21 protein-coding genes and 1 other annotated feature are annotated in these 24,169 nt (G+C 28.3%); of the genes, 2 read left to right on the top strand and 19 right to left on the bottom strand.

Features of this window, described 5'->3' with window-relative positions; translation table 11 throughout:
* Positions 1–119: 119 nt before the first annotated feature.
* From ftsZ to ybaK, 18 genes are all read right to left on the bottom strand, one after another.
* Positions 120–1,241: a cell division protein FtsZ gene (gene ftsZ / locus LPC13_RS00730; protein WP_234088467.1), complete on the bottom strand. Its 1,122-nt coding sequence runs from the start codon at positions 1,239–1,241 to the stop codon at positions 120–122.
* A 472-nt stretch (positions 1,242–1,713) separates the two neighbouring features.
* Positions 1,714–2,769 (bottom strand): type IV pilus twitching motility protein PilT, encoded by a 1,056-nt coding sequence (locus tag LPC13_RS00725; RefSeq protein WP_005213563.1) that lies wholly within the window; start codon positions 2,767–2,769, stop codon positions 1,714–1,716.
* Between the two features lie 81 nt (positions 2,770–2,850).
* Positions 2,851–3,558 (bottom strand): RNA polymerase sporulation sigma factor SigK, encoded by a 708-nt coding sequence (gene sigK, locus LPC13_RS00720; protein ID WP_005213565.1) that lies wholly within the window; start codon positions 3,556–3,558, stop codon positions 2,851–2,853.
* Between the two features lie 253 nt (positions 3,559–3,811).
* Positions 3,812–5,443: a penicillin-binding transpeptidase domain-containing protein gene (locus LPC13_RS00715; RefSeq protein ID WP_195244460.1), complete on the bottom strand. Its 1,632-nt coding sequence runs from the start codon at positions 5,441–5,443 to the stop codon at positions 3,812–3,814.
* Between the two features lie 55 nt (positions 5,444–5,498).
* Positions 5,499–6,116 carry a uridine kinase gene (gene udk, locus LPC13_RS00710; RefSeq protein ID WP_195244459.1) on the bottom strand — a complete coding sequence of 206 codons (618 nt, stop codon included), beginning with the start codon at positions 6,114–6,116 and terminating at the stop codon, positions 5,499–5,501.
* A 12-nt stretch (positions 6,117–6,128) separates the two neighbouring features.
* Positions 6,129–7,373, bottom strand: a complete 1,245-nt coding sequence (locus tag LPC13_RS00705) for a peptidase U32 family protein (RefSeq protein ID WP_005213576.1) — start codon at positions 7,371–7,373, stop codon at positions 6,129–6,131.
* Between the two features lie 6 nt (positions 7,374–7,379).
* A complete protein-coding gene (locus LPC13_RS00700; RefSeq protein ID WP_005213578.1) occupies positions 7,380–8,024 on the bottom strand; it encodes an O-methyltransferase in 645 nt (214 codons plus the stop codon).
* Positions 8,025–8,047: 23 nt separating this feature from the next.
* Complete coding sequence (gene mltG / locus LPC13_RS00695) at positions 8,048–9,055, bottom strand: endolytic transglycosylase MltG (protein WP_005213580.1); 1,008 nt, start codon at positions 9,053–9,055, stop codon at positions 8,048–8,050.
* 91 nt (positions 9,056–9,146) lie between these two features.
* Complete coding sequence (gene typA / locus LPC13_RS00690) at positions 9,147–10,973, bottom strand: translational GTPase TypA (protein WP_005213582.1); 1,827 nt, start codon at positions 10,971–10,973, stop codon at positions 9,147–9,149.
* A 505-nt stretch (positions 10,974–11,478) separates the two neighbouring features.
* Positions 11,479–13,146 carry a ribonuclease J gene (locus tag LPC13_RS00685; protein WP_005213583.1) on the bottom strand — a complete coding sequence of 556 codons (1,668 nt, stop codon included), beginning with the start codon at positions 13,144–13,146 and terminating at the stop codon, positions 11,479–11,481.
* Positions 13,147–13,211: 65 nt separating this feature from the next.
* Positions 13,212–13,673, bottom strand: a complete 462-nt coding sequence (locus tag LPC13_RS00680) for a Fur family transcriptional regulator (RefSeq protein ID WP_005213584.1) — start codon at positions 13,671–13,673, stop codon at positions 13,212–13,214.
* Between the two features lie 21 nt (positions 13,674–13,694).
* On the bottom strand, positions 13,695–13,970 hold the full coding sequence (locus tag LPC13_RS00675; RefSeq protein ID WP_005213585.1) for a DUF1292 domain-containing protein: 276 nt from the start codon (positions 13,968–13,970) through the stop codon (positions 13,695–13,697).
* A 279-nt stretch (positions 13,971–14,249) separates the two neighbouring features.
* Positions 14,250–14,669: a Holliday junction resolvase RuvX gene (ruvX, locus tag LPC13_RS00670; protein ID WP_005213586.1), complete on the bottom strand. Its 420-nt coding sequence runs from the start codon at positions 14,667–14,669 to the stop codon at positions 14,250–14,252.
* A 185-nt stretch (positions 14,670–14,854) separates the two neighbouring features.
* Positions 14,855–15,112: an IreB family regulatory phosphoprotein gene (locus tag LPC13_RS00665; RefSeq protein ID WP_005213587.1), complete on the bottom strand. Its 258-nt coding sequence runs from the start codon at positions 15,110–15,112 to the stop codon at positions 14,855–14,857.
* A gap of 136 nt (positions 15,113–15,248) precedes the next feature.
* The gene (alaS, locus tag LPC13_RS00660) at positions 15,249–17,897 is read right to left on the bottom strand and encodes an alanine--tRNA ligase (RefSeq protein ID WP_040419481.1); all 2,649 of its coding nucleotides are present in this window, start codon (positions 17,895–17,897) and stop codon (positions 15,249–15,251) included.
* Positions 17,898–18,009: 112 nt separating this feature from the next.
* Positions 18,010–18,186: a binding site (T-box leader), on the bottom strand.
* Between the two features lie 294 nt (positions 18,187–18,480).
* Positions 18,481–19,509 (bottom strand): AI-2E family transporter, encoded by a 1,029-nt coding sequence (locus tag LPC13_RS00655; RefSeq protein WP_005213590.1) that lies wholly within the window; start codon positions 19,507–19,509, stop codon positions 18,481–18,483.
* Positions 19,493–19,996 carry a PRC-barrel domain-containing protein gene (locus LPC13_RS00650; protein WP_040419483.1) on the bottom strand — a complete coding sequence of 168 codons (504 nt, stop codon included), beginning with the start codon at positions 19,994–19,996 and terminating at the stop codon, positions 19,493–19,495. The genes LPC13_RS00655 and LPC13_RS00650 overlap by 17 nt, the downstream gene beginning before the upstream one ends.
* 90 nt (positions 19,997–20,086) lie before the next feature.
* Positions 20,087–20,569, bottom strand: coding sequence for a Cys-tRNA(Pro) deacylase (ybaK, locus tag LPC13_RS00645; protein WP_005213594.1), 483 nt, complete (start codon positions 20,567–20,569; stop codon positions 20,087–20,089).
* Positions 20,570–20,821: 252 nt separating this feature from the next.
* Between ybaK and LPC13_RS00640 the strand changes: the two genes are divergently transcribed.
* Together LPC13_RS00640 and LPC13_RS00635 are read left to right on the top strand one after the other, a co-directional pair.
* Positions 20,822–21,547 carry an ABC transporter ATP-binding protein gene (locus LPC13_RS00640; protein ID WP_005213595.1) on the top strand — a complete coding sequence of 242 codons (726 nt, stop codon included), beginning with the start codon at positions 20,822–20,824 and terminating at the stop codon, positions 21,545–21,547.
* The gene (locus tag LPC13_RS00635; RefSeq protein ID WP_005213597.1) at positions 21,544–22,572 is read left to right on the top strand and encodes an ABC transporter permease subunit; all 1,029 of its coding nucleotides are present in this window, start codon (positions 21,544–21,546) and stop codon (positions 22,570–22,572) included. The genes LPC13_RS00640 and LPC13_RS00635 overlap by 4 nt, the downstream gene beginning before the upstream one ends.
* A 134-nt stretch (positions 22,573–22,706) precedes the next feature.
* Here LPC13_RS00635 and ytvI read toward each other — a convergent pair whose 3' ends face one another.
* Complete coding sequence (ytvI, locus tag LPC13_RS00630) at positions 22,707–23,813, bottom strand: sporulation integral membrane protein YtvI (protein ID WP_005213599.1); 1,107 nt, start codon at positions 23,811–23,813, stop codon at positions 22,707–22,709.
* Positions 23,814–24,169: the final 356 nt, after the last annotated feature.

The following is a 24,169-nucleotide window of genomic DNA, read 5'->3' as shown; positions in this document are numbered from 1 at the left end:
TTTGTAATCTTTAGGCATATTTACTGCTATTATTGCTTTTAATAAAAAAAATAGATAAAAACTTCAATACATAATTGATAGTTTTTATCTATTTTTATAACTTTATGAAATTTAACTTTTTATCTTCTTGCTCTTAAAAAACTTGGTATATTAACACTTTCTCTATCTAAATCTAATAATGGATCGTTATGTGGTTCCGGCTTAGATACTACTTCTTCCTTTACCTCTGGTTCTACTTTTTTAGGCTCAACTTTTTGTTCTATTGTTGTTGCTCCTATTTTTCCATTATCTTCTTCAAATCCAGTTGCAATAACTGTTAATCTAATTTCATCATTTAAAGATTCATCAATTACTGCACCAAATATAATATTAGCATCAACATCAGCAGCTTCTCTTACTATTTCAGCTGCTTCATAAACTTCGATAGCTCCTAAATCAACACCACCAGTAAAGTTAATTATAACCCCAGTAGCTCCATCTATTGATGTTTCTAATAATGGTGAAGATATTGCTTGTCTTACAGCATCTTGTGCCTTATTATCACCCTTACCATATCCAACACCCATATGTGCTAAACCTTTATCTTTCATAACAGTTTCTATATCTGCAAAATCGGCATTAACTACCCCAGGAATAGTTATAAGGTCTGATATTGCTTGTACACCTTGTCTTAATACTCCATCAGCTAATTTAAATGAATCTAAAAGAGTAGTTTTCTTATCTGCCATAGCTAAAAGTTTTTCATTAGGAATTATAACTAATGTATCAACATGTTGTTTTAAGTTTTCTAATCCCATTTCAGCATGTCTCATTCTTCTTTTACCTTCAAATGGGAAAGGCTTAGTAACAACACCTACAGTTAAAATATTCATAGATTTAGCAATTTCTGCAACTACAGGAGCAGCACCAGTTCCAGTTCCACCGCCCATACCAGCAGTTATAAATACCATGTTAGCACCTTTTATAGCTTCTGCTATTTCTTCTCTACTTTCTTCTGCAGCTTTTTTACCTATTTCAGGATTTGCTCCTGCACCTAGACCCTTTGTTAATTTTTCTCCAATTTGAATCTTGGTATTAGCTTGTGAAAGTAGTAATGCTTGCTTATCTGTATTTACAACAATAAACTCAACATTTTTTAATCCTTCAACTATCATTCTATTAACAGCATTTCCGCCGCCACCACCGCAGCCTATTACTTTTATATTAGTTAATTCTTGCATATCTAATTCAAAATCTAACAAAATAATTCCTCCTTCAAACCTTCTCTATTAGTTATTAAAATACCTTTTAAAATTAACTTTTATTAGTGTATTGTTTATTATTCAATCTTAAAATCTTAAACATACAAACTTTCATATATTGATTTTACAACATTATATATGTATTTAACAATAGTAAAAACATTAATTGTATAAGAATTTTGTAAATGAATATTATATTTTGTATTTATATATATTTTTATTCATTTAAAGCAAAAACTTCTAATCAAATACTATTTTGTTTAATTAAATCAATATACCTATCATATTTAATATTCAACATATACTTAAAAAATCCTCTATATAAATTAATATTATTTAAAAAAACTTAATATTTTTTGATATATACACTTTTTTTAACATTTGTGTAATAATATAAAATATATTGTTGTACATAAAATTAAGAGGTTATATCAAAACAATATGATTATTTTGATATAACCTCTTTTAAAATTTATAATATCATCAATCTCTTTAAGGTTTCACTATCCACGGCATATGTCATAGCTGTTTCCATACTTATTACTCCCTTTTTATACAATTCTGCAATTGACATATCCATAGTTTTCATTCCATATCTATTGCCAGTTTGTACTGCAGAAATTATTTGATGAGTTTTTCCTTCTCTAATTAAATTTTGTATTCCTGGAGTAGTCACCATTATTTCAAGACTAGCAACTCTACCATTTCCATCTGCATTTTCAAGTAACTGTTGAGATATAACTGCTTGCAATACAGAAGATAATTGAACTTTAATTTGTTGCTGTTGATGTGGTGGAAATACATCTATTATTCTATCAATAGTTTTAGCTGCACCGATAGTATGAAGTGTTGATAATACTAGATGTCCTGTTTCAGCTGCTGTTATAGCAACTGATATAGTTTCTAAGTCTCTCATTTCTCCAACTAATATAACATCGGGATCCTCTCTCAATATTGATTTTAGTGCACTCTTATAACTTTTACTATCTTTTCCTATTTCTCTTTGATTCACTATGCACTTATTATGCTTATGAAGATATTCAATTGGATCTTCTAAAGTAATAATATGTGCTTGTCTTGTATTATTTATTTCATTTATCATAGCTGCTAAAGTAGTACTTTTACCGCTACCTGTTGGACCTGTAACCAATACTAACCCTCTTTGTTTTTTGACTATTTCCTTAAGTACTTGTGGGTATTTTAAATCATCTAAATTAGGTATTTTAAGAGCTATAACCCTAATAGCAATTGCATCGCTATTTCTTTGTTTAAATATATTTACTCTAAATCTCCCTATGCCTTGAATAGAATAAGAAGTATCAAATTCTCCTTCTTTAATATACTCATCATATTTCTCTTCTAAAATCTCTCTTGAAAACTTTTCTACATCATCTGGAAATAATTTTTTGTTACCTAGTTGAATTAATTTTCCATTACACCTTACTGTTGGTGGTAATCCTACTGTTAAATGTAAATCTGATGCACCAAGTTCAATAGTCTTGGTTAATAGTTCCTTTAAGAAATACATTTTAGCTCCCCCTCTCTAATATATACATATATTTATATTCTAGTAGAGATATAGGGATAATTCAACTTATTTTGTAATATTTTAGTGTACTTTGTCATTAACTTGTAATTCTTTTCTTAATTTTTTTAACGCTTTCTTTTCTATTCTAGATACATAAGATCTAGAAATTCCTAACATACCTGCTATTTCTCGTTGTGTTTTACATTTTCCATCAATCAATCCATATCTCATTTTTATTATTTCACCTTCTCTTTCATTTAAAGAAGATTTTATCTTTGCATAAAGTGCTCTTATTTGCATATTAGTTTCTACTTTGTCTATAACAGAATCCTTATCACTACTTAAAACATCTATTAAGCTAATTTCATTTCCTTCTTTATCAACTCCGATTGGGTCATGAAGAAAAGTTTCTCCTTTTTGTTTTTTACTACTTCTAAATAACATTAAAATTTCATTTTCAATGCACCTAGATGCATATGTAGCTAATCTTGTACCCTTCGATGCATCAAATGAATCTATTGCCTTTATAAGCCCTACTGTTCCAATAGAAATAAGTTCATCTATATCCTTATTGGGTATTTGATACTTTTTCACAATATGTGCAACTAACCTAAGGTTTCTTTCAATTAACACTCCTTTTGCGTTCTTATCTCCCTTTTTCAATAATTCTAAATATTTTTCTTCTTCTTTTTCATCTAACGGCTGCGGAAATGTATTGCTTCCGGAGATATACCCTGTTAAAAATATATTGCTACATAGAAACTCCAGAATATTACTAATAAATATCACTAAGCTTCCTCCTATTAGTGCTTATTATATAATATGATAATTCCTCTAAATATTGCTTTATGAAACTAAATTAATTTTCTTGACACATTTTATTTGATGGAAAACTTCAAAATTAATATACTCCTATAAGTGCTCTAATAAATACATAAAGCCAATTACAGCATTATCTAATAAAAAAATAAAGGAATAAACCTCTAATGAAGTTTACTCCCTTAATAATTAATTTATCACTTTTAACCACTAATTAATTTTATCATTCTTCATCCATTAATGAATATATTATTTGTCTATAAATTGGTGCACCAGTATTTCCGCCTCCAAGTTCCCTTCCATCAGGATGCATATCAGGTATATTAGGTGCTATTACTACTAATGTATATTTATGCTCTCCTAATTCAAAATAACCTGCAAACCATCCATGATTTGTTTTTGATCCATCACTAGCTGTACCTGTTGAAGTCCCCGTTTTTCCACCTTGATTAATTCCTTCAACCTTAGCTTCATATCCTGTTCCCTTCCATATAACATCATGCATTGCATTTTGCACTATCTTCGCTGTTGTACTTGAAAAAACCCTTCTTTCTTCTTCTTGTGTTTTCTCTATAATATTATTATCATTATCAACAATAGCTTCTATTAAAGTTGGTTTAATATACACCCCATCATTTGTAATTGCATTAATTGCACCTGCCATTTGAAGAGGAGTTACAGTTAAGCTTTGACCTATAGAAAAATTACTTACACCTTCACCTGCTGGAGGCATACTCCCTACAGCTTCTTCTCTATTTTCTCCAGAGAACCCAAGAACCTTGCTATACAGCCCTAAATTAGTTGTATATTTAAGCATAGTGTCATATCCTGCTAAATTACCTACTTGCGCAAATACGTCATTACATGATACTTGTAGAGCCTCATTTACAGTTAAAGGTCCATGAGCATATTTTTCACCTAATTTTGTACATATTTCTCCAGTACACTCAAAAGTATCATTATTAGTTATTAATCCTTCATTTAAAGCTATAGAATCTGTTAAAGTTTTAAAAATCGAACCTGGTTCATATCCTAATAGACCTATACCTAAATTTACATTTGCTTCCGTTTCATCCTTTTGAACCATAGCCCTAATTTTCCCCGTATCAGCTTCTAATAAAACAACACCTATGTTACTTAAAAAGCTATATTCTTCTCTATTTAATACTTCCCTTATTTTTTCTGTCCAAGCATTATTTATAGTCAATCTAATGTTTTTATTTTCTTCACCTTCATCAGTTTTTGATGTATAATAGATAGATTTATTATCTAATGAAAAACTCTTATTGGGATATTCATTTTCCTTAATTATATCTGCTATTTTTTCTTCAAAAGATCCCTCTACTACATTATCTACATCTATACTTGCAATTGCATTTTCTATTTTCCATCTTTCTTTTAAATCTAATTCATCATATTCATAACAATAAATCCCCTTTATATTGGTTAATTTATTTATCTTATTGTATGTTTCTTCTGTTATTGTATAATAAAATTTACCTTCAGTTTGCATTATATCTGAAAAGTTAAAAGTACTATCTTCGGTTTTCATTATGAAGTTAAGTGCTAATAAATCCTCTAAAGTTTCTTCATAATTATTTAACTTAAAAGGTTTTGTATCTAATACCATAACATATTTTTTATTATATTTAATTAATTCATTTCCCTCTGTATCAAATATTTTATAATTATTATTACTTGTATACTCTAATTGATGTGCTTCAAGCTCACCTTGAACTAAATTACTAGGATATATCATCAAAAAATATAATCTAACACCTAAAATCATTAAAACTACAAAAAAGGTAATACAAACAATTGTTAGTCTCTTACTATCAATTTTATATTTGTACATAAAAAAACACCTCCTTCAGCTAGATTCTAGCCAAAGAATAGGTGTTTTATTCAAATTATTTTAATATATCTCTAATTTTTGCCATTAAAATATCTATTGCAACATAGTTATGTCCACCTTCTGGAACTATTATGTCTGCATATTTCTTTGTAGGCTCAGTAAATTGCATATGCATAGGTCTAACAATATTTAAGTATTGATCTACAACTGATTCAATTGTTCTACCTCTTTCATTTATATCTCTTACTAATCTTCTTAAAATTCTTATATCGGCATCAGTATCAACATAAACTTTAATATCTAAAAGATCTCTTATTCTCTCATCTTCAAGTATTAAAATTCCTTCAACTAATATTATATCTCTTGATTCAACTAAAGTTGTTTCTTTTGCTCTATTATGCACTGTAAAATCATAACTTGGTTTTTCAATAGCTTCACCATTTATTAATTTTTTTAAGTGTTCTACTAATAAATCATTATCAAATGCCATTGGATGGTCATAGTTAGTTTTAACTCTTTCCTCCATAGATAAGTGACTTTGATCTTTATAATACATATCTTGTTGTATCATAGTAATACATTCTTTAGGGAAGTTTGTATATAAGGCATCAGCTATTGTACTTTTACCTGAACCAGTACCTCCAGTAATCCCTATTAAAATCGGTTTTGACATTACAGTTCCTCCTTAGTTATTATTTATGTTGATAACATTGTTAGCTTTTACAAACATGTCATTTACTTTTAATGGAGTATCAACTTTAACAGTAAACATCATGTGTGCTCTATTTGCTACATCTGTCTTTCTATCTTTGTCTATATCATACATATCTTCAAGCTTAATCTTAAAATATGGAACATCCGGTCTTAAAACTTCTACTTCTTCACCTTCAAAAACTCTATTCTTTTGAAGAACTGTTGCAGTCTTTGTTTCAGGGTCATAAGATTTTACCATTCCGACAATTTCATAATCTCTAACATATCCTGCATCATCGTAATTTTGTTCACCATTTACTCCTAAATAGAAACCTGTGTGATATGGTCTATGACTTACTTTTCTAAGCATATCCATCCATTCATCTTTAAATTTATAGTTAGATGGATTTTCCCAATAGCTATCTAAAGCTTCTCTATATGCTTTTACTACTGAAGCTACATAGAATTCACTCTTCATTCTTCCTTCAATTTTAAAAGAATAGATACCACTCTTAACAAGCTCTGGTATGTAATGAATCATACATAAATCTTTTGAGTTCATTATATATGTCCCATTATCATCTTCTATAACAGGATAATATTCACCTGGTCTAGTTTCTTCAACTAAATGATATTTATATCTACATACATTACCACAGATTCCTTTATTGGCATCTCTCTTAATCATATAATTTGATATTAAACATCTTCCAGAATATGCAACACACATTGAACCATGAATAAATGCTTCAATATCGCATCCCTTAGGAATATTTTCAGTTATTTCATTTATTTCTTTAAAAGTTAACTCTCTTGCTAATACTATTCTCTTAACGCCTAAATCGTACCAGAATTTAGTTGCCATCCAGTTAACAGTATTTGCTTGAGTACTTAAATGTATTTCTAATTCTGGTGCAACTTCTTTACATATTGCAATTAATGATGGATCTGCAACTATAACTGCATCTACACCGATGTCATAAAGTCCCTTTATATAATCTCCTGCTGAAGGTAAATCATGATTTCTTGCAAAAACATTTAATGTTACATAAAGCTTTCTACCTCTATCATGGCAATACTTAATCCCTTCAATCATTTCTTCATTTGAAAAATTATTTGAAAAGGCTCTAAGATTTAATTTACCTCCACCAATATATACAGCATCTGCTCCAAAATCTATAGCTATCTTTAGCTTTTCTAAATTACCAGCAGGTGCTAATATTTCTGGTTTTCTCATAAGTAGTTACCTCCTCTTTGTTATAGCAATTCCATCTCCCATAGGAATTACTGATGTTACTAACTCTTTATCTTGTGATACTAAGTCTAGATAAGTTCTCATTCTCTTAACTATTGTTATTTTTCTTCTTTTAACTAACTCATCAGTTGCAACCATGCCTCTGAATAATACATTATCAGCAATTATTATTCCATCCTTATTTAAAAGTCTTAGGCAATGTGGCAAGAAATGATTATAATGACCTTTACCTGCATCCATAAATATTAAATCATAAGGTTCGTCTAGTTTTTCTAATACTTCTAAACAATCTCCTTCTTCAATTTTTATTTTATCAGAAAGTCCAAAGGATTCTATATTTTCCTTTGCATATTTTATCATTTCTTCGCTTCTTTCAATAGTAGTAATATGTGGATTAGTTCCAGCTGCTTCATGCATTATAATTGCAGAATATCCAATAGCTGTGCCAAGCTCCAATATTCTTAGAGGCTTTTTCATAGAAACCATAAATTCTAAAAACTTTATAGTTTCCTTTTGCGCTATAGGCACTCCATTTTCTTTAGCAAAATCTTCTAATGCTTTTAGTCTTCCTTCACTTTCTGGTATTAATCCTCTAATATATTCTTCCATATAATCGTAGGTAATTCCACTCATCTTCTTAAACTCCTCCGTATAGCTTAATATCCTAGCTCTTCTTTCTTTGTTTCAAAATCATCATAGTTATTCGTAAAATAATGCTCTCCATCTTTTTCTAATATATAGAATAAATAGTCAGTATCTGCAGGATGTAAAGCTGCTGCTAAAGACTTTTCTCCTGGGTTAGATATAGGTCCTACGGGTAAACCTTTATAAAGATATGTGTTATATTTAGACTCAATTGCTAAATGTCTATTTCTAACACTTTCAATATAATATCCGTGAGCATAAATAACTGTTGCATCAATTTGAAGTGGCATATCAATATTAAGTCTATTATAAATAACAGATGCTATTAAAGGTCTATCCTCATCAACTCTAGCTTCTTTTTCAATAATAGAAGCTACATTTACTACCTTTTCAATATCCTCATCTTTAATATCCATGCCTTTTGTATTTTCGTCCCATACTTCTTTAAATCTATCTAACATTGTTTGTATTATGTATTCTGGTGTAACGTTTAAATCAAAATTATATGTATCTGGGAATAAAAATCCTTCTAAATTATATCTTTTATCAGGATTATTAGTAATATATGATGGTAATGGATATTCCTTAACTGCCGTTAAAAATTCATCTGATGAGCAAATTCCTAACTCTTCTAACTTAAAAGCAATATCCTCTATAGTAAATCCTTCTGGAATAGTAAGTAAAATTCCTTCGCCTTCCGATTTACTTCCTAAGTCCTCTATTACTTCTTTTAAATTCATGCCTTTAGTTAATGTGTGTTTCCCTGGTAATACTTCTAAATTCGCATTTGTTAATTTAGAATAGACTTTAATCATTATTGGGCTTTTTATTTTTTTCTCTTGAAATAGCTTATTTATTATACTATAAAAACTATCTCCCTCACTCACTATTACTTCCTCATCTTGAGATATTAATAGTGGTTTATTAACTACAGAAATATATCTCACTCCTATAAAAGCTACGATACATATTGCAAAAATAGCAATAACCATAGTTATCGTTTTACTTTTCTTCTTCATAAATACCCCCTGTATTTAAAAGTGAATAGCTAGTTTCCCAGCTATTCACTATTATAATACTTTTTTATGAAATTATAAACAACTTAAAAGATTATTTTTTGCTTCTGCTAATCATTCTCTTTCTTTCAGCTGCATCTAAGTATCTCTTTCTGATTCTTATGCTTTGTGGAGTTACTTCAACTAATTCATCATTTCCAATGAATTCAATTGATTGCTCTAATGTTAAAGTAGTAACTGGAACTAATTTAACAGCATCATCAGAACCTGAAGCTCTTGTATTAGTTAATTTTTTACCTTTACAAACATTTATATCAAGATCTTCTGCTCTTGCACATTCTCCAACTACCATACCTTGGTATACTGGTGTACCTGGAGTTATGAATAATCTACCTCTTTCTTGAGCATTAAATAATCCATAAGCAATTGCTTCACCTTGTTCAAATGATACAATAGAACCTCTACTTCTTGATTCAATTTCTCCCTTATATGGAGCATATCCTTCAAATACATGGTTCATTATACCATTACCTTTTGTATCAGTCATAAATTCATTTCTGAATCCTATAAGACCTCTTGCTGGAATTATGAACTCTAATCTAGTATATCCATTAACAGCAGATGTCATATTAACCATTTCAGCTTTTCTTGGTCCCATTTTTTCCATAACAGCACCCATGAATTCTTCTGGAACATCTATAGTTAAGTATTCCATTGGTTCTAATTTCTTTCCATTTTCTTCTTTGAAAATAACATTTGGTTTAGAAACTTGTAATTCGAATCCTTCTCTTCTCATTGTTTCTATTAAAACTGATAAGTGAAGTTCTCCTCTTCCTGAAACTTCGAAGCAATCTGGAGTTATTTCTTTAACTCTTAAACTTACGTTAGTTTCTAATTCTTTCATTAATCTATCTCTTAGATGTCTTGAAGTAACGAATTCTCCTTCTTTACCTGCAAATGGTGAATCATTAACCATGAAATTCATGTTAAGTGTTGGTTCATCAATTTCTACGAATGGTAATGCTTCTGGATTAGCTGCATCAGCTATAGTTTCACCAATGTTTGCATCTAGGATACCACTTACAGCAATGATATCTCCAAGACCAGCTTCTTCAACTTCTTCTCTCTTTAATCCATTATATCCAAATACAGCAGTTATCTTATAGTTTGATTTTGTTCCATCTTGTCTAACTAAAGCAACATTTTGGTTCTTTTTAACTGTTCCTCTATGTACTTTACCAATTGCAATTTTACCAACAAAGGCATTACTATCTAATGTTGTAACAAGCATTTGGAAAGGTCCATCAATGTATCCCTTTGGTGGTTCAACATGCTCTATTATAGTCTTGAATAATGGTTCCATTCCATCATTTGTATCTTCAACATTATATCTTGCAAAACCTTCTCTAGCTGAAGCATAGATTATTGGGAAGTCTAATTGTTCATCATCAGCACCTAGTTCTAAGAATAACTCAAATACTTCATCAATAACCTCTTCTGGTCTAGCATTTGGTTTGTCTATTTTATTTATAACAACTATTGGCTTTAATTTTAATTCTAAAGCTTTCTTTAAAACGAACTTAGTTTGAGGCATTGGTCCTTCATAAGAATCAACAACAAGTAAAACTGAGTCAACCATCTTAAGTACACGTTCAACTTCTCCACCAAAGTCAGCATGTCCTGGAGTATCAACGATGTTAATTTTTATTCCATCGTACATTACTGCAGTATTCTTTGAAAGAATTGTGATTCCTCTTTCCTTTTCTAAATCATTAGAATCCATTACTCTTTCATCCATTTTTTCATTTGATCTAAATGTGTGACTTTCTTTAAACATAGCATCAACTAATGTAGTCTTACCATGGTCAACGTGAGCTATTATAGCTATATTTCTAATATCATCTCTAGTTATTAATTCCATTTAATTTCCTCCATTAACTTTAATTTAATTGATAATTAATATTGAAATTTCTTAATTTTGTTTAAATTCTCTAAACACATTACTTATAAAAATATTAAGCAATGTTATAATTAATTTCCAATTTTTAATTATCTATTCTTAATTTATCTACTAACTAGTTATTATAATACTCCAACTTATAACTTTGGATATAATAACATCATGTTCTTAGATAACGACTTTTTATCTTCCTATGTAATTAAATACCCTTGAAGATAAAAATTCAGTTTATAAGCTAATAAGCATATCTTATTAAGATTATTAAAAGAACATCAATTAACACTCTCTTTACTTATTAAACATAAATCTCTCAACTCTCTGTTTAAGCTAATTAACCAAAGACTTAGATTTTCAGTTATGTAAACCTATAAATATTTTGCCCAAAAAGAAAATTGGATACACTCGTATCCAATTCCCAAATCTATCAATTATTCTACTATTAATTTAATTGCTTGTCAACAAAGACTTATATTTCCATAATTATTGGTAATATCATTGGTTTTCTCTTTGTCTTTTCGTATAAATAATATCTTAATTCATCTCTTACTTTTGATTTTAATGTTGCCCAATCTGTGATTTTCTTTTCTTCACATTCTGATAAGATATCTCTAACTATATCTCTAGCACCATCCATTAATCCTTCAGATTCCCTAACATATACAAATCCTCTTGATATAATATCTGGTCCTGCAACTATTGTTTTAGTTTCTTTAGATAACGTTACAACTACTGTTAATATACCATCTTGAGATAAATGTTTTCTATCTCTTAAAACTATATTTCCAACATCACCAACACCAAGTCCATCTACAAATATTTGTCCTGCCACTACATTTCCATTCTTCTTAATAGAATTTCTTGTAACTTCTATTACATCTCCTAAATCAGGAATAACAACATTCTTTTCATCAAGACCAAGCTTTATTGCTAATTCTCCATGTTGTTTTAAATGTCTATATTCGCCATGAACTGGAATAAAATGTTTTGGCTTAATTAAAGTTTGCATAAGTTTTAATTCTTCTTGACATGCATGCCCTGAAACATGGATATCTTCTAAAGAGTCATAAATAACCTCTGCACCCTTTTTAAATAGTTGATTAATTACTCTTGATACAAGCTTTTCATTACCTGGAATAGGTGTAGCTGAAATTATTATTGTATCCCCTTCAACTATATTCACTTTTCTGTGCTCCGAAGCAGCCATTCTTGCTAAAGCTGACATTGGTTCACCTTGGCTACCTGTAGTAATAATTACAACTTGATTATCATTGTATTTATTTATTTGATCTATTGGAACTAAATTTTCTTTATCTATTTCAATATATCCAAGTTCCATTGCAACATTTATAATATTTTCCATACTTCTTCCTGATACAGCAACTTTTCTACCATAAGTTGATGCAGCATCTATTATTTGTTGAATTCTATGGATATTAGATGCAAATGTTGCAATTATTATTCTTCCTTTTGTTTTACCAAAAATACGAGTCAAACTTTCGCCAACTATTCTTTCTGATTTAGTGTATCCAGCTCTTTCAACATTTGTTGAATCAGCCATCATAGCTAATACACCTTTTTTACCTAATTCTGCAAATCTTGCAAAATCCATTGGTTCACCATCAATCGGTGTATAATCTACCTTAAAGTCACCTGTATGAAGAACTACTCCAAGTGGCGTGTGTATTGCAATAGCAACTGAATCTGCTATTGAGTGATTTGTCTTTATAAATTCTACTGATACAGACTTTAATCTAATTACATCTCTTGGTTTAACTGTTATAAGTTCTGTCGAGCTTAATAACCCGTGCTCCTTTAACTTTGTTTCAACAATTCCTAATGTTAGTTTTGTTCCGTATACTGGAACATTTAATTGTTTTAATACATATGGTAATGCTCCAATATGGTCCTCATGTCCGTGAGTTAAGAATATTCCAGATACCTTTTCTTTATTTTTCATTAGATAAGTTATATCTGGTATAACTAAATCTATTCCAAACATATCTTCATCAGGAAATTTTAAACCGCAATCAATAACTACTATATCATTTTTATATTCAATAGCAGTTAAATTCTTTCCGATTTCATTTACCCCACCTAAAGGAATAATCTTAACCTTAGCCTTTTCATTTTTCATATGTCCCCTCCTTATTTTTCTTTTATGTATTCCAAAGATAAATATTATCTCTTCATATTCATCTTTTATTTACCTTTAAGTTTTTTACAACATTCAGAACAAAGACCAAAAAATTTCACACTATGGTCTAAAATTTTAAATCCATATGTTTCTTGTATGTTGTGTTCAAGCTCATCTAAAAGATCATCTTGAACTTCAATTACAGCTTTACACTCATTACATACTAAATGATGATGTCTATGTGCTTCTTCACTATGTGCAAGCTCATATCTGCTACAGCCATCATTTAAATCTAGCTTAAATATAACACCAATTTCTTCTAATAATAAAACTGTTCTATATACTGTTGCCAAACCTATATCAGGACATATTTTCTTAACTTCATCATAAATTTCCTCTGCGGTTAAGTGTTCTCCCTCTTTTTCAATAATTGTATCAACTATAGCTCTTCTTTGAGGCGTTAATTTATAGCCCTTTTGTTTTAAATTTTCTTTTAGAAGTTCAATATCTATATTAACTGTGCTCATTTTAACACCTCACTTCTTTTTTTATTCTTCTTCTATAAAAATAGTATTATAAGCTTCTTCAATAGCAGCTAATTCTACTTCATTTTCAATTAATTCAAACATATCTTCGCCATCTTCGTCTTTTATAACTTTTAAAGCAAATGGATTTTCATCTTCATATCCTTGCTCTTGTACTATAACATACTCTGACTTTTCATCATTTTCTGGATTTACCATATCAAAAAATGCTATTACATTTAGATTAATTTCATTTCCATCTTCATCAAATAATTGTATAACTTTTAAATCTTTATCCATTTTTATTTAACTCCTCTTTTATCTATATTGTTTCTTATTATTATACACGAATTTTTAAAATTGAACACCTTTTAAGTAAATTGCTTATTAAAACTAATAAAAAAATATTAATAATAATCTTTTTACATTTTTCCATTTAATTACGACTTTTTTCTCATTTATACTTTATCATATTTCAAAAAAACTGGTAAGTTAATTTTTATTTTTGTCCGTATCAAATTTTATTATCAACCTTATACTTTCACTAAGAAGATATTTCAATTTACTACTTATCAAGGGTTACTTGCTAAGTCTTAATTTGTCAAGGTATCCTTGTAGAATATATGTAGCTGCTATTTTATCAACGATTTTCTTTCTCTTATTTCTTGATAAATCCGCTTCAAGCATAGCTCTATGTGCTGCAACTGTAGTTAATCTTTCATCCCACATCTCTATATGTAAGCCTGTTTTTTCTTTTATCAGTTCAGACAATGCTAAAACTCTTTCTCCAGCTTCACCTATTGTATTATTCATATTTTTAGGCAAACCAATAACTATAGTTTCAACTCCATATTCCTTACATATTTTATGTACTTCTTCAATATCTTGTTCCTTCTTTGTACGTCTAATTGTTGTAATTCCTTGTGCTGTCCAACCTAAAGGATCACTAAGTGCAACTCCAATAGTTTTAGATCCAACGTCAAGCCCTAATATTCTCATAGAAACTCCTTTATTTAAATTAATTGTGCTGTAATTCTTACTTTTTTTAATTTTATCTATTATTTAATTTTTCAATTAAAATTTTATTTCACAAATTTTGTATTTCTTCTACTAAAAATTTTATATATTTTATCATCAAACATATTTATTAACGAATAAACAAAAGTGCCCTTAACGGGCACCTTTTATTTTATATCTAGATAAGATTTTATTACCTCTTCAAGTATTTCATCTCTTTCAAGTTTTCTTAGTAAAGCTCTTGCTCCGTTATAACTAGTAATGTAAGAGGGGTCACCTGAAATTAGATACCCTACCAATTGATTTATTGGGTTATAACCCTTTTCCTTTAATGCACTATACACATCAGTCAAAATTGATTTTGTTAAGTCTTCCTTGTTTATATTAAGGTCAAATTGCATAGTTCTGTCAAGATTATTTTCCATAGCTCACGCTGCTTATATCGCAGCTTCACCCCCTTACGATTGTTTATATTTATTTTTAATCATTTGGAATTTCAAATATTAATTGTTATTTATATTATAACCTATCTTAACATAATTGTATACTATTTCAAGAAACTTATTTTATTAAATTTTCTATTGTTTGGAAAGCAACTTCTATTGCTTCTCCTATCTTTTCTGGCTTTTTACCGCCGGCTTGAGCCATATCTGGTCTTCCACCGCCGCCTCCGCCAACAACTGTAGCAACTTCCTTAATTATTTTTCCTGAGTGTATTCCTCTATCTAAAACATCCTTAGTTGCCATAGTAACTAAGTTAACCTTATCTCCTAAGTTACTTAATAAAACTACAACACCAGAGCCCATTTTACTTCTTATTTTATCAGCTAAATCTCTTAATGCATTTCCGTCTACACCTTCTAATCCATAAGCAATAGCTTTAACACCATTTATTTCTTTAGCAGATTTTAATATGTCGTCTAAAGCTCCACTTGTAAGCTTAGATTTTAATTCTGCAATTTCTTTATCCTTTTCTTTAAGCTCCACACCTTGACTTGAAATTTTCTTTAATACATCTTTTTCTGTACACTTAAGAGCTGCACAAGCTTCTTTTAATAATCTTTGTTTTTCTTCCATGTACTTAATAGCTGCTCTTCCTGTTAAAGCTTCTATTCTTCTTATTCCTGCTGCAACACCTGTTTCAGAAACAATCTTAAATAACCCAATTTCTCCAACATTAGAAACGTGAGTTCCTCCACAAAGCTCTTTTGAGAATTCTCCTGCAGCTACAACTCTTACTTTATCTCCATATTTCTCATCAAATAATGCAGTAGCTCCTGATTCCTTAGCTTCTTCTATAGTCATTAACTTAGTTTCAACTTCATCAACTTCCATTATTTTATCATTAACTAAATCTTCAACCTTTTGAATTTCTTCAGCAGTTAAGCTTTGGAAGTGAGTAAAGTCAAATCTTAATCTTTCGTTATCTACAAAAGAACCTGCTTGATGAACATGTGATCCAACTATTTCTTTTAATGCAGCTTGTAACATATGTGTTGCTGTATGATTCTTACAAACACTGCTTCTTCTTACTCTATCTACATTTAAAGTAACTTCTTCATTTAACTTAATGCTTCCGTTTTTAACTTCAACATAGTGTACAGTCTTTCCACCAACATTTTTCTTAGTGTTGTAAACATAAGCAGAACCATTAGTTCCTGTTATTATACCTGTATCACCAATTTGACCACCCATTTCAGCATAGAATGGAGTCTTGGCAGTTAAAATATATCCTTTAGTACCTTCTGTTAACTCTTCTACAAAAGCTTCATCAGTTGCAAGAACTATAACTTTTCCTACTCCTTCAGTTGAAGTATATCCAACGAATTCAGTTTCAACGTCTGCTTTTACTTTATTTATTGGATTTTCTTCAGCTCCCATGTAAGAAGTTTCCCCTCTTGCACTTCTAGCTCTTTCTCTTTGAGCTTCCATTTCCTTTTTGAATTCTTCATGATCAACTGTCATATTCTTTTCTTCAAGAATTTCTTCTGTTAATTCTAATGGGAATCCATAAGTATCATATAATTTAAACGCTTTTTCACCAGAAAGAACTGTAGCTTTACTTTCTTCTAATTCTTTAATATATCCATTTAAGATGTTCATTCCACTATCAATAGTTTCATTAAATCTTTCTTCTTCTAAAGTTATTATCTTTGTTATATAATCTTTATTTTCAACTAATACTGGATAATTTCCGCCATAATTTTCAACAACAGCATCTACAACATCTTTTAAGAATAGTCCTTTAATTCCAAGTAATCTACCATGTCTTGCAGCTCTTCTTAAAAGTCTTCTTAAAACATATCCTCTTCCTTCATTACTTGGTTGAACACCATCAGAAATTAGCATAGTTACAGCTTTAACATGGTCTGTTACTATTCTTAATGAAGTATCAGAGTTTGCATTTTTTCCATACTCTACACCTGATAAAGAAGATACCTTATTTAAGATATTTTTTACTGTATCAATTTCGAATATGTTATCAACACCTTGCATTATAGTTGCAATTCTTTCAAGCCCCATACCAGTATCGATATTTTTATTCTTTAATGGAGCATAGCTTCCATCTTCTTGTTTATCAAATTGAATAAATACTAAGTTCCAGAATTCAACTATTCTATCAGCATCAGATGCAGCTACAAAATCATCTACATTTGTAACAGGCGCTACATCTACACCTCTATCAAAATGAATTTCTGTACAAGGACCACATGGACCTACTGTTCCAACTTCCCAGAAATTATCATCTTTACCTAATCTAAATATTCTATTTGGATCTATATCTGTTTTAGAAGTCCAAATGTCATAAGCCTCATCATCTTCTAAATAAATAGTTACATATAATTTATCTTTAGGTAACTTTAAAACTTCAGTTACAAACTCCCATGACCATGGAATAATTTCATTTTTGAAATAATCTCCAAATGAGAAGTTACCAAGCATTTCAAAGAAAGTACCATGTCTTGACGTCTTCCCTACATTTTCTATATCACCAGTTCTAATACACTTTTGACAAGTTGTAACTCTAGTTTTTGGTGGTGTTTGTATACCTGTAAAGTATGGTTTAAGTGGTGCCATACCAGCATTTATTAATAATAAACTGTTATCATTTTTAGGCACTAGTGGAAAACTTTCCATTCTTAAGTGTTCCTTAGATTCAAAAAAGCTTATAAAGCTTTCTCTTAATTCATTTGCTCCCATGAATTTCATGATTAATTCTACCTCCAACTTCTTTAAATAGAAAAACTTAAAACTTATACTTAACTTTTCTATTTTCATCTTCTATTTTGATTTTAAATAAAAAAAGTCTCCATCCCTAAAGAAAAGGGACGAAAACTTATAATTTCCGCGGTACCACCCTAATTATGTATAAAGTATACATCACTTAAAGTAAAATAAGCTCCAAGATAGCTTCAATATGCTAAATAAGAAGTTTTCACCACCCACTTCCTCTCTTAATATTTATGTCATATTTACTCATTCTCTTCATCGCTTTAATATTAAATTTTATTCCTAGCAAGATTATATTTCATTTAAACCTGTCTGTCAATGTAACTGAGACTCCAAATTTTAATTTGGTTAGTCGAAGTTACATCTTCCACTGATAGGGATAAGATGTTTCCGTTTTTCACTTCAAATTTTAATTTGGCTAGTCGAAGTTACATCTCCCACTAATATGGAGAATATGTTTCCTTATTTAACACATCAAGCTTCACCAAAAAGCTCATTTGTAATTTGATTAATGGAACTTATAACTTCAATTTATAATAGACTATTTTTCTTTAAACAGTAATTAAAATAAATAATAATTTATATCATCATATATAACCTTTATTATTACTGCAATTGGCACTATCAATATCATTCCAATTACTCCACCAAGCTTTTCTCCAAGTATTAACAATATAATAATTATTATAGGATGCATATTAGTGCTATCCCCTGTTATTTTTGGTGCTAAAAAGTTTCCTTCAACTTGTTGAATTACTATTACACCAATAGTTGCTAATATTCCTTTTGTAACTGATCCGGTTAAAGCTATAAATATAATTGGCACTCCTCCAATTATAGGCCCAAAGTAAGGAATTATATTGGCAATTGCATTTATAATAGATAATACAAAAGGAAATTTCACTCTAAGCACTAATAAAAGTATAAAAGATAAAACTCCAATTATTAAACATAAAAGTAATTGACTTATTATATATTTGCTTAATATTTTATCAATATTGCTATTTATTCTTTTTATTAAAATTCTTTTATTGGTTGGAAATATAAGTAGAACTTTATTATATATAAACTCTCCATCAGCTAATAAGTAATATGTTATTATTGGTACCACTGCCAAACCTACTAAATTTTCCATAATATCCATCATATCATCAAACAAATTATTAGATACACTATTTAACATCATATTTACTTTGTCGCCTATTTGAATATACAAAGTTTCAAATACAGGTATTTTATTCAAATTAAACTTTTCAACTGCAGTTAATATATAAAGCTCTATACTATCTAGCATACTTCCAAAATTACCAGACTCTTTTATTATAGCTGGCACTATACAATATAATAATCCAATAAAAAATAATAAAAAAAACAATATTATAAAAATAGAACTTTTACTTGATGATATATGCAACTTTTTACATAAGTAATTTTTCATAGGTTTTAACGCATATGCAATTATAAAAGAAATAACTAAAATATTAACTACTGATCTTATGGCTCCAACATAAACATAAATCAGAATAGTTACTGAAAGTAATAGTATTATTAATGCTACCTTTGCTATTACTGCTCTATATTTTTTTAACATCCTTAATCACTCCTAAGCTATGAGGTAAGGTCTTAACTTTAACGCTATCATTTCCACTATACTTAATATATCCATCACATATTTTGCAATGTTTAACATTTATAATTTCTTTTCCTTTAATCATACTGTCAAATATTCCTGAACTCAAAATAAGACCTTTTATTTCCAATGTTTTTTTTGCTATTATTAAATCATCTAAAACACCTATGGTAATATCCTCATCATTAATTACATCAATATATTTAATACTCTTAAACTTAGTTCCATTAAATTTTTCTGCCTCATTAGCTACCATAATTCCATCCTCTATAGAAATTACAGATTTAATACTAATAAAATTTTTTCTTTTAAATAATCCTGTAGGAGAAATTGCAAAACCGTCTATAGTTATATTGGCAATATTTATATATATATCAGATATAATTCCTAAAGTTTTTCCTCTTGTATTACATACCTTCATCAAATAGAAATCTCTCCACTTAAACATAATTTCACCTCTAAAACTAATAATAACCATAGTATTAACAAATACTATGGCTATTATTACTAATTTGAATAGAAATTTCTAATTTTATTTTTAATGTATAATATCTGCAAATTGTCCATTTATAGATTCTATTAAATCCTTTGGTTCTAACTTAATTTGCAATCCTTTTTTACCACCACTTACACACATTTTCTCTAACGCTTTTGCATCCTCATGTATAAATGTCTTATACAGCTTCTTCATTCCAACTGGTGAACATCCACCTCTAATATAACCAGTATATTTAGTTATATCCTTAACATGTATCATTTCAACTTTCTTTTCTCCTGCTACCTTTGCTGCTTTTTTCAAATCTAACTCTTCTGCAACTGGAATTACAAAAACATAAAATTCCTTAGATAACCCTTGAGTTACTAAAGTTTTATAAACTTCTTTTACATCTTGACCTGTTTTTTCTGCAACAGACACACCATCTATTTTATCATCGGAAATATCATAAGTTATAACCTCATAATCTATTTTATTTTTATCTAAAATTCTCATTGCATTTGTTTTTTGAACTGCCATTTTCATTACTCCCTCTGTAAATACTTATTTAATTATTATACTTAAATATTTAAACAATTTAAAGAATAATGATTTTTTAAACCTCACTAAACCTAAGTTACACCAATCATCACATTAATATTAAGTATTATAATTATAAATATAAAAATAATAAGTTTATATAAACTTAATTATTTTTATATTGTTACATTCTCTAAAAAGCTATAAAATGTTATTTAACGCTTTTAATTTAAAATACAAATTGCATAGGAGACAAATATGAGCAAAGTAATATTAGATGTAAATAATCTAAGCAAAAAATTTAAAAATTTCACTGCTGTTGATAATATAAGCTTTCAATTACATAGTGGTGAAATTCTCGGTTTTTTAGGTCCTAACGGAGCTGGAAAAACAACAACTATAAAAATGATAACTGGTCTTGTAAAAAGCAATTCAGGTAGCATTACAATTAACGGTTATGATATTAATAAAGATTTCGAAGACGCTATGAGCAATGTTGGTGCTATTGTTGAAACTCCACACCTTTATGAAAACATGACTGGTTATGAGAATATAAAATTCTTTTCTAACCTTTGCAAAAATGCAACTAAAGAACATATTGAAGAATGTATAAAATTATCTGGACTAAAAAATAGACTTAATGACAAGGTAAAAAACTATTCATTAGGAATGAAACAAAGATTAGGACTTACTATAGCACTACTTAATAATCCAAAACTGTTAATTTTAGATGAGCCAACTAACGGTCTTGATCCTATAGGAATAAAAGTATTAAGAGAATTTTTAAAAGACTTAGCTCACAATAAAAATCTTTCCATTTTAGTTTCTAGTCATATATTAACTGAGATGGAGCTTTTATGCGATAAAGTTTTAATTATTACAAACGGAAAAATGAGATGTATAAAATCTATGGAAGAAATAAATAAAACCTCTTCACTTGAAGAAGTATTTATCCAAGTAGCTGGGGAGGATAATGTTATATGATAGACATTTTAAATCTAACTAAATGGGAATTTTATAAAATTTTAAAAAACCGTATTTCTTTAATTATGTTAGCTATACTTACTATAGTTATGTGTATATTAACTTTCAATGAATTTAATGATTATAAAAGATATAAAAATTTAGAAGCTACTGATTCTTCTCTTTTAAACATTGATACTAATTGGCAAGAACGAGAAGAACTTTTAATTAATAGTATAGATGACTATATGAATGATCCTTATTATAGTGATATTGAAAAAGATGCTATTTATAAAAGATATGAAATTGCAAAATATAAATTAGAAACTAATACCCAAAGACAGCTTTATAAAAATAAATGGTATTTCTTCTCTGATAATACTTTTAAATGGGTTAGTATGCTTGTAGTATTATTTGTTTCTATTATTGGAGCCTTTAATCTTTCTACTGAATACACCAATAAAACTATAAATCCATTACTTTTATTACCATATAAAAGATATAAAATTTTAATAGCAAAATATTTATCAACATTGCTTTATGGATTAATTTCATTTGGATTAGTACTAATTCTCGGTATACTTTTAGGAATAATAGTTTATGGTTTTGGTGCTTCTGGTGGAGTTGTTATACTTTATGGAAATAGCGGACCGTATACATTACCTATGTTTACTTATTCAATGATAGTAGTTGCATTACAACTTATAAATATAGTTTTTTATACTATTTTATCATTTTTAATTGCTGTAGTATTAAAATCTGTAGCTGTAGCAACTATAGCAACAGTACTTTCATTAACAATAATCTCACCATTAAACGCTTTTTGTGCAGACTATTATGATATTTTTAAATTCTTACCCTTTGTCAATATAGACTTTAGAAAATTCTTAGAGTTTGGTAGTACACTACCTGCAATTGAATTTAACTTTGAAAGTACAATTTATAGCGGTATAACTCCAACTATAGCTTCATTAATATTAGCAGCATATTGCTTAATATTCATTTTTATAACATATTATATATTCTGTAAAAAAGATATTAAATAAATTAACAATCTTCACTTAATTATAAAAATAAGAGTTAAAGTTTATAAGTAAATTGATTAATTAGTTAAAAATACTTTTAGTAAATTCAACTTAAAATTTATTTATATCCTTTTAACTCTTATTTTATTTTTAATTTATTTTTTATTTAAAACTTCTTCAGTACTCATATTAGAATATTTTTTATAAAAATTAAAACTTATAAATAGTGCTATTAAATATATCATTCCTTTAAAGCCAGCAAAATTTAATCCTACAAAAATTGAAACAAGCACACTTAATGGTGATATTTCTAATGATGAAGATAAAAGCTTTGGTTCTAATATATTTCTTGTAATCATAATAAAAGCAAATAGTATTCCTAAAAATATTACTATAAAATATTTCCCTTGAAATAAATATATAATCATTAATGGTAGGAATACTAATATCATTCCTACAACAGGTAAAACATCTAAAAGCATACAGGTCAAACTTAAAAGTAATGTATATGGTACTTTTATTATATTGAACCCTATAAAGGTTATTATAAATGTACAAAATATTAATATAGAATACGTTCCTATATATTTAAATACAACATCTTTAATCTCTATAATAATTTTTATATATTTATCATAATCCCTATTTTTTAAATAAGTATTATCCTCTTTCCTATTTGGAGACTTTTCTATAAATTTCTTCAAAAATATAAAGCTTGATAATATAGCAAAGACTATAACTGTTATTATATATGGCAATACAGATATAAAACTTATTATATAATTAACTATACCCTTACTAAAATCTAAAACATAATTTGATATATCAGCTAAATATCCTGTTACATTACTTTCAAGTGCTTCAATAACTGCTGGATCTATATTTTTAAATTTAGATAATGAATCTTGAATTAAAATTCCTATTTTCCCGCCATTATCATAAATATATTCATATCCCTCAGTAGCTAAATCCTTTATTTCTGAACAAAAGAAAACTACTCCTAATATTAAAAGTGTAACTGTTATAATATAAAACACCAATGTTGATATTATAGCTGCTAAATTACCCTTAATTTGAAATTTATTAATAAGCCATTCTGTTGGCTTTTTTAATATAGCTGCTGCCACTAATCCAACAATAAACGGAATTGTATATTTTAAAGTTCCAATAATAATCCAAAAGCATAATGTAAATAGAATTAAAAATATTACTACATTTAAACATGGTTTAAGCTTATTTAGTAAATTTGATATATACTCCATATTATCCCCTTCATATCTTGCTATTACTAATCCAATAGATTTATGTAAGTTTTATTTATTAAATATAATTTTAAAATTAAAAGGAGCTCAAATTCAGCTCCTTTTTCTATCTTTATATATAAATTACATTACTTATAAGAATAATTAGATTTACAAAATAATTTACTTTATTACTAATGCTATCCTCCTTTCTAAAATATTTAGATACCTTAGATCATCTCCTTTTTATACATCAATAAAGTTTTTATCATCCTGTAAAGTTATAATTTTAAACTTTGCGCAAGCCTCCTCTCTATTATATTTGTTCATTAACTGAACATCATCTAATATCGACATTTAGAAGCATCACCCTTTCA

The sequence above is a fragment of the Clostridium celatum genome (assembly GCF_021412605.1).
Lineage (GTDB): Bacteria > Bacillota > Clostridia > Clostridiales > Clostridiaceae > Clostridium > Clostridium celatum.
This window is presented reverse-complemented; position numbering and strand designations above follow the sequence as displayed.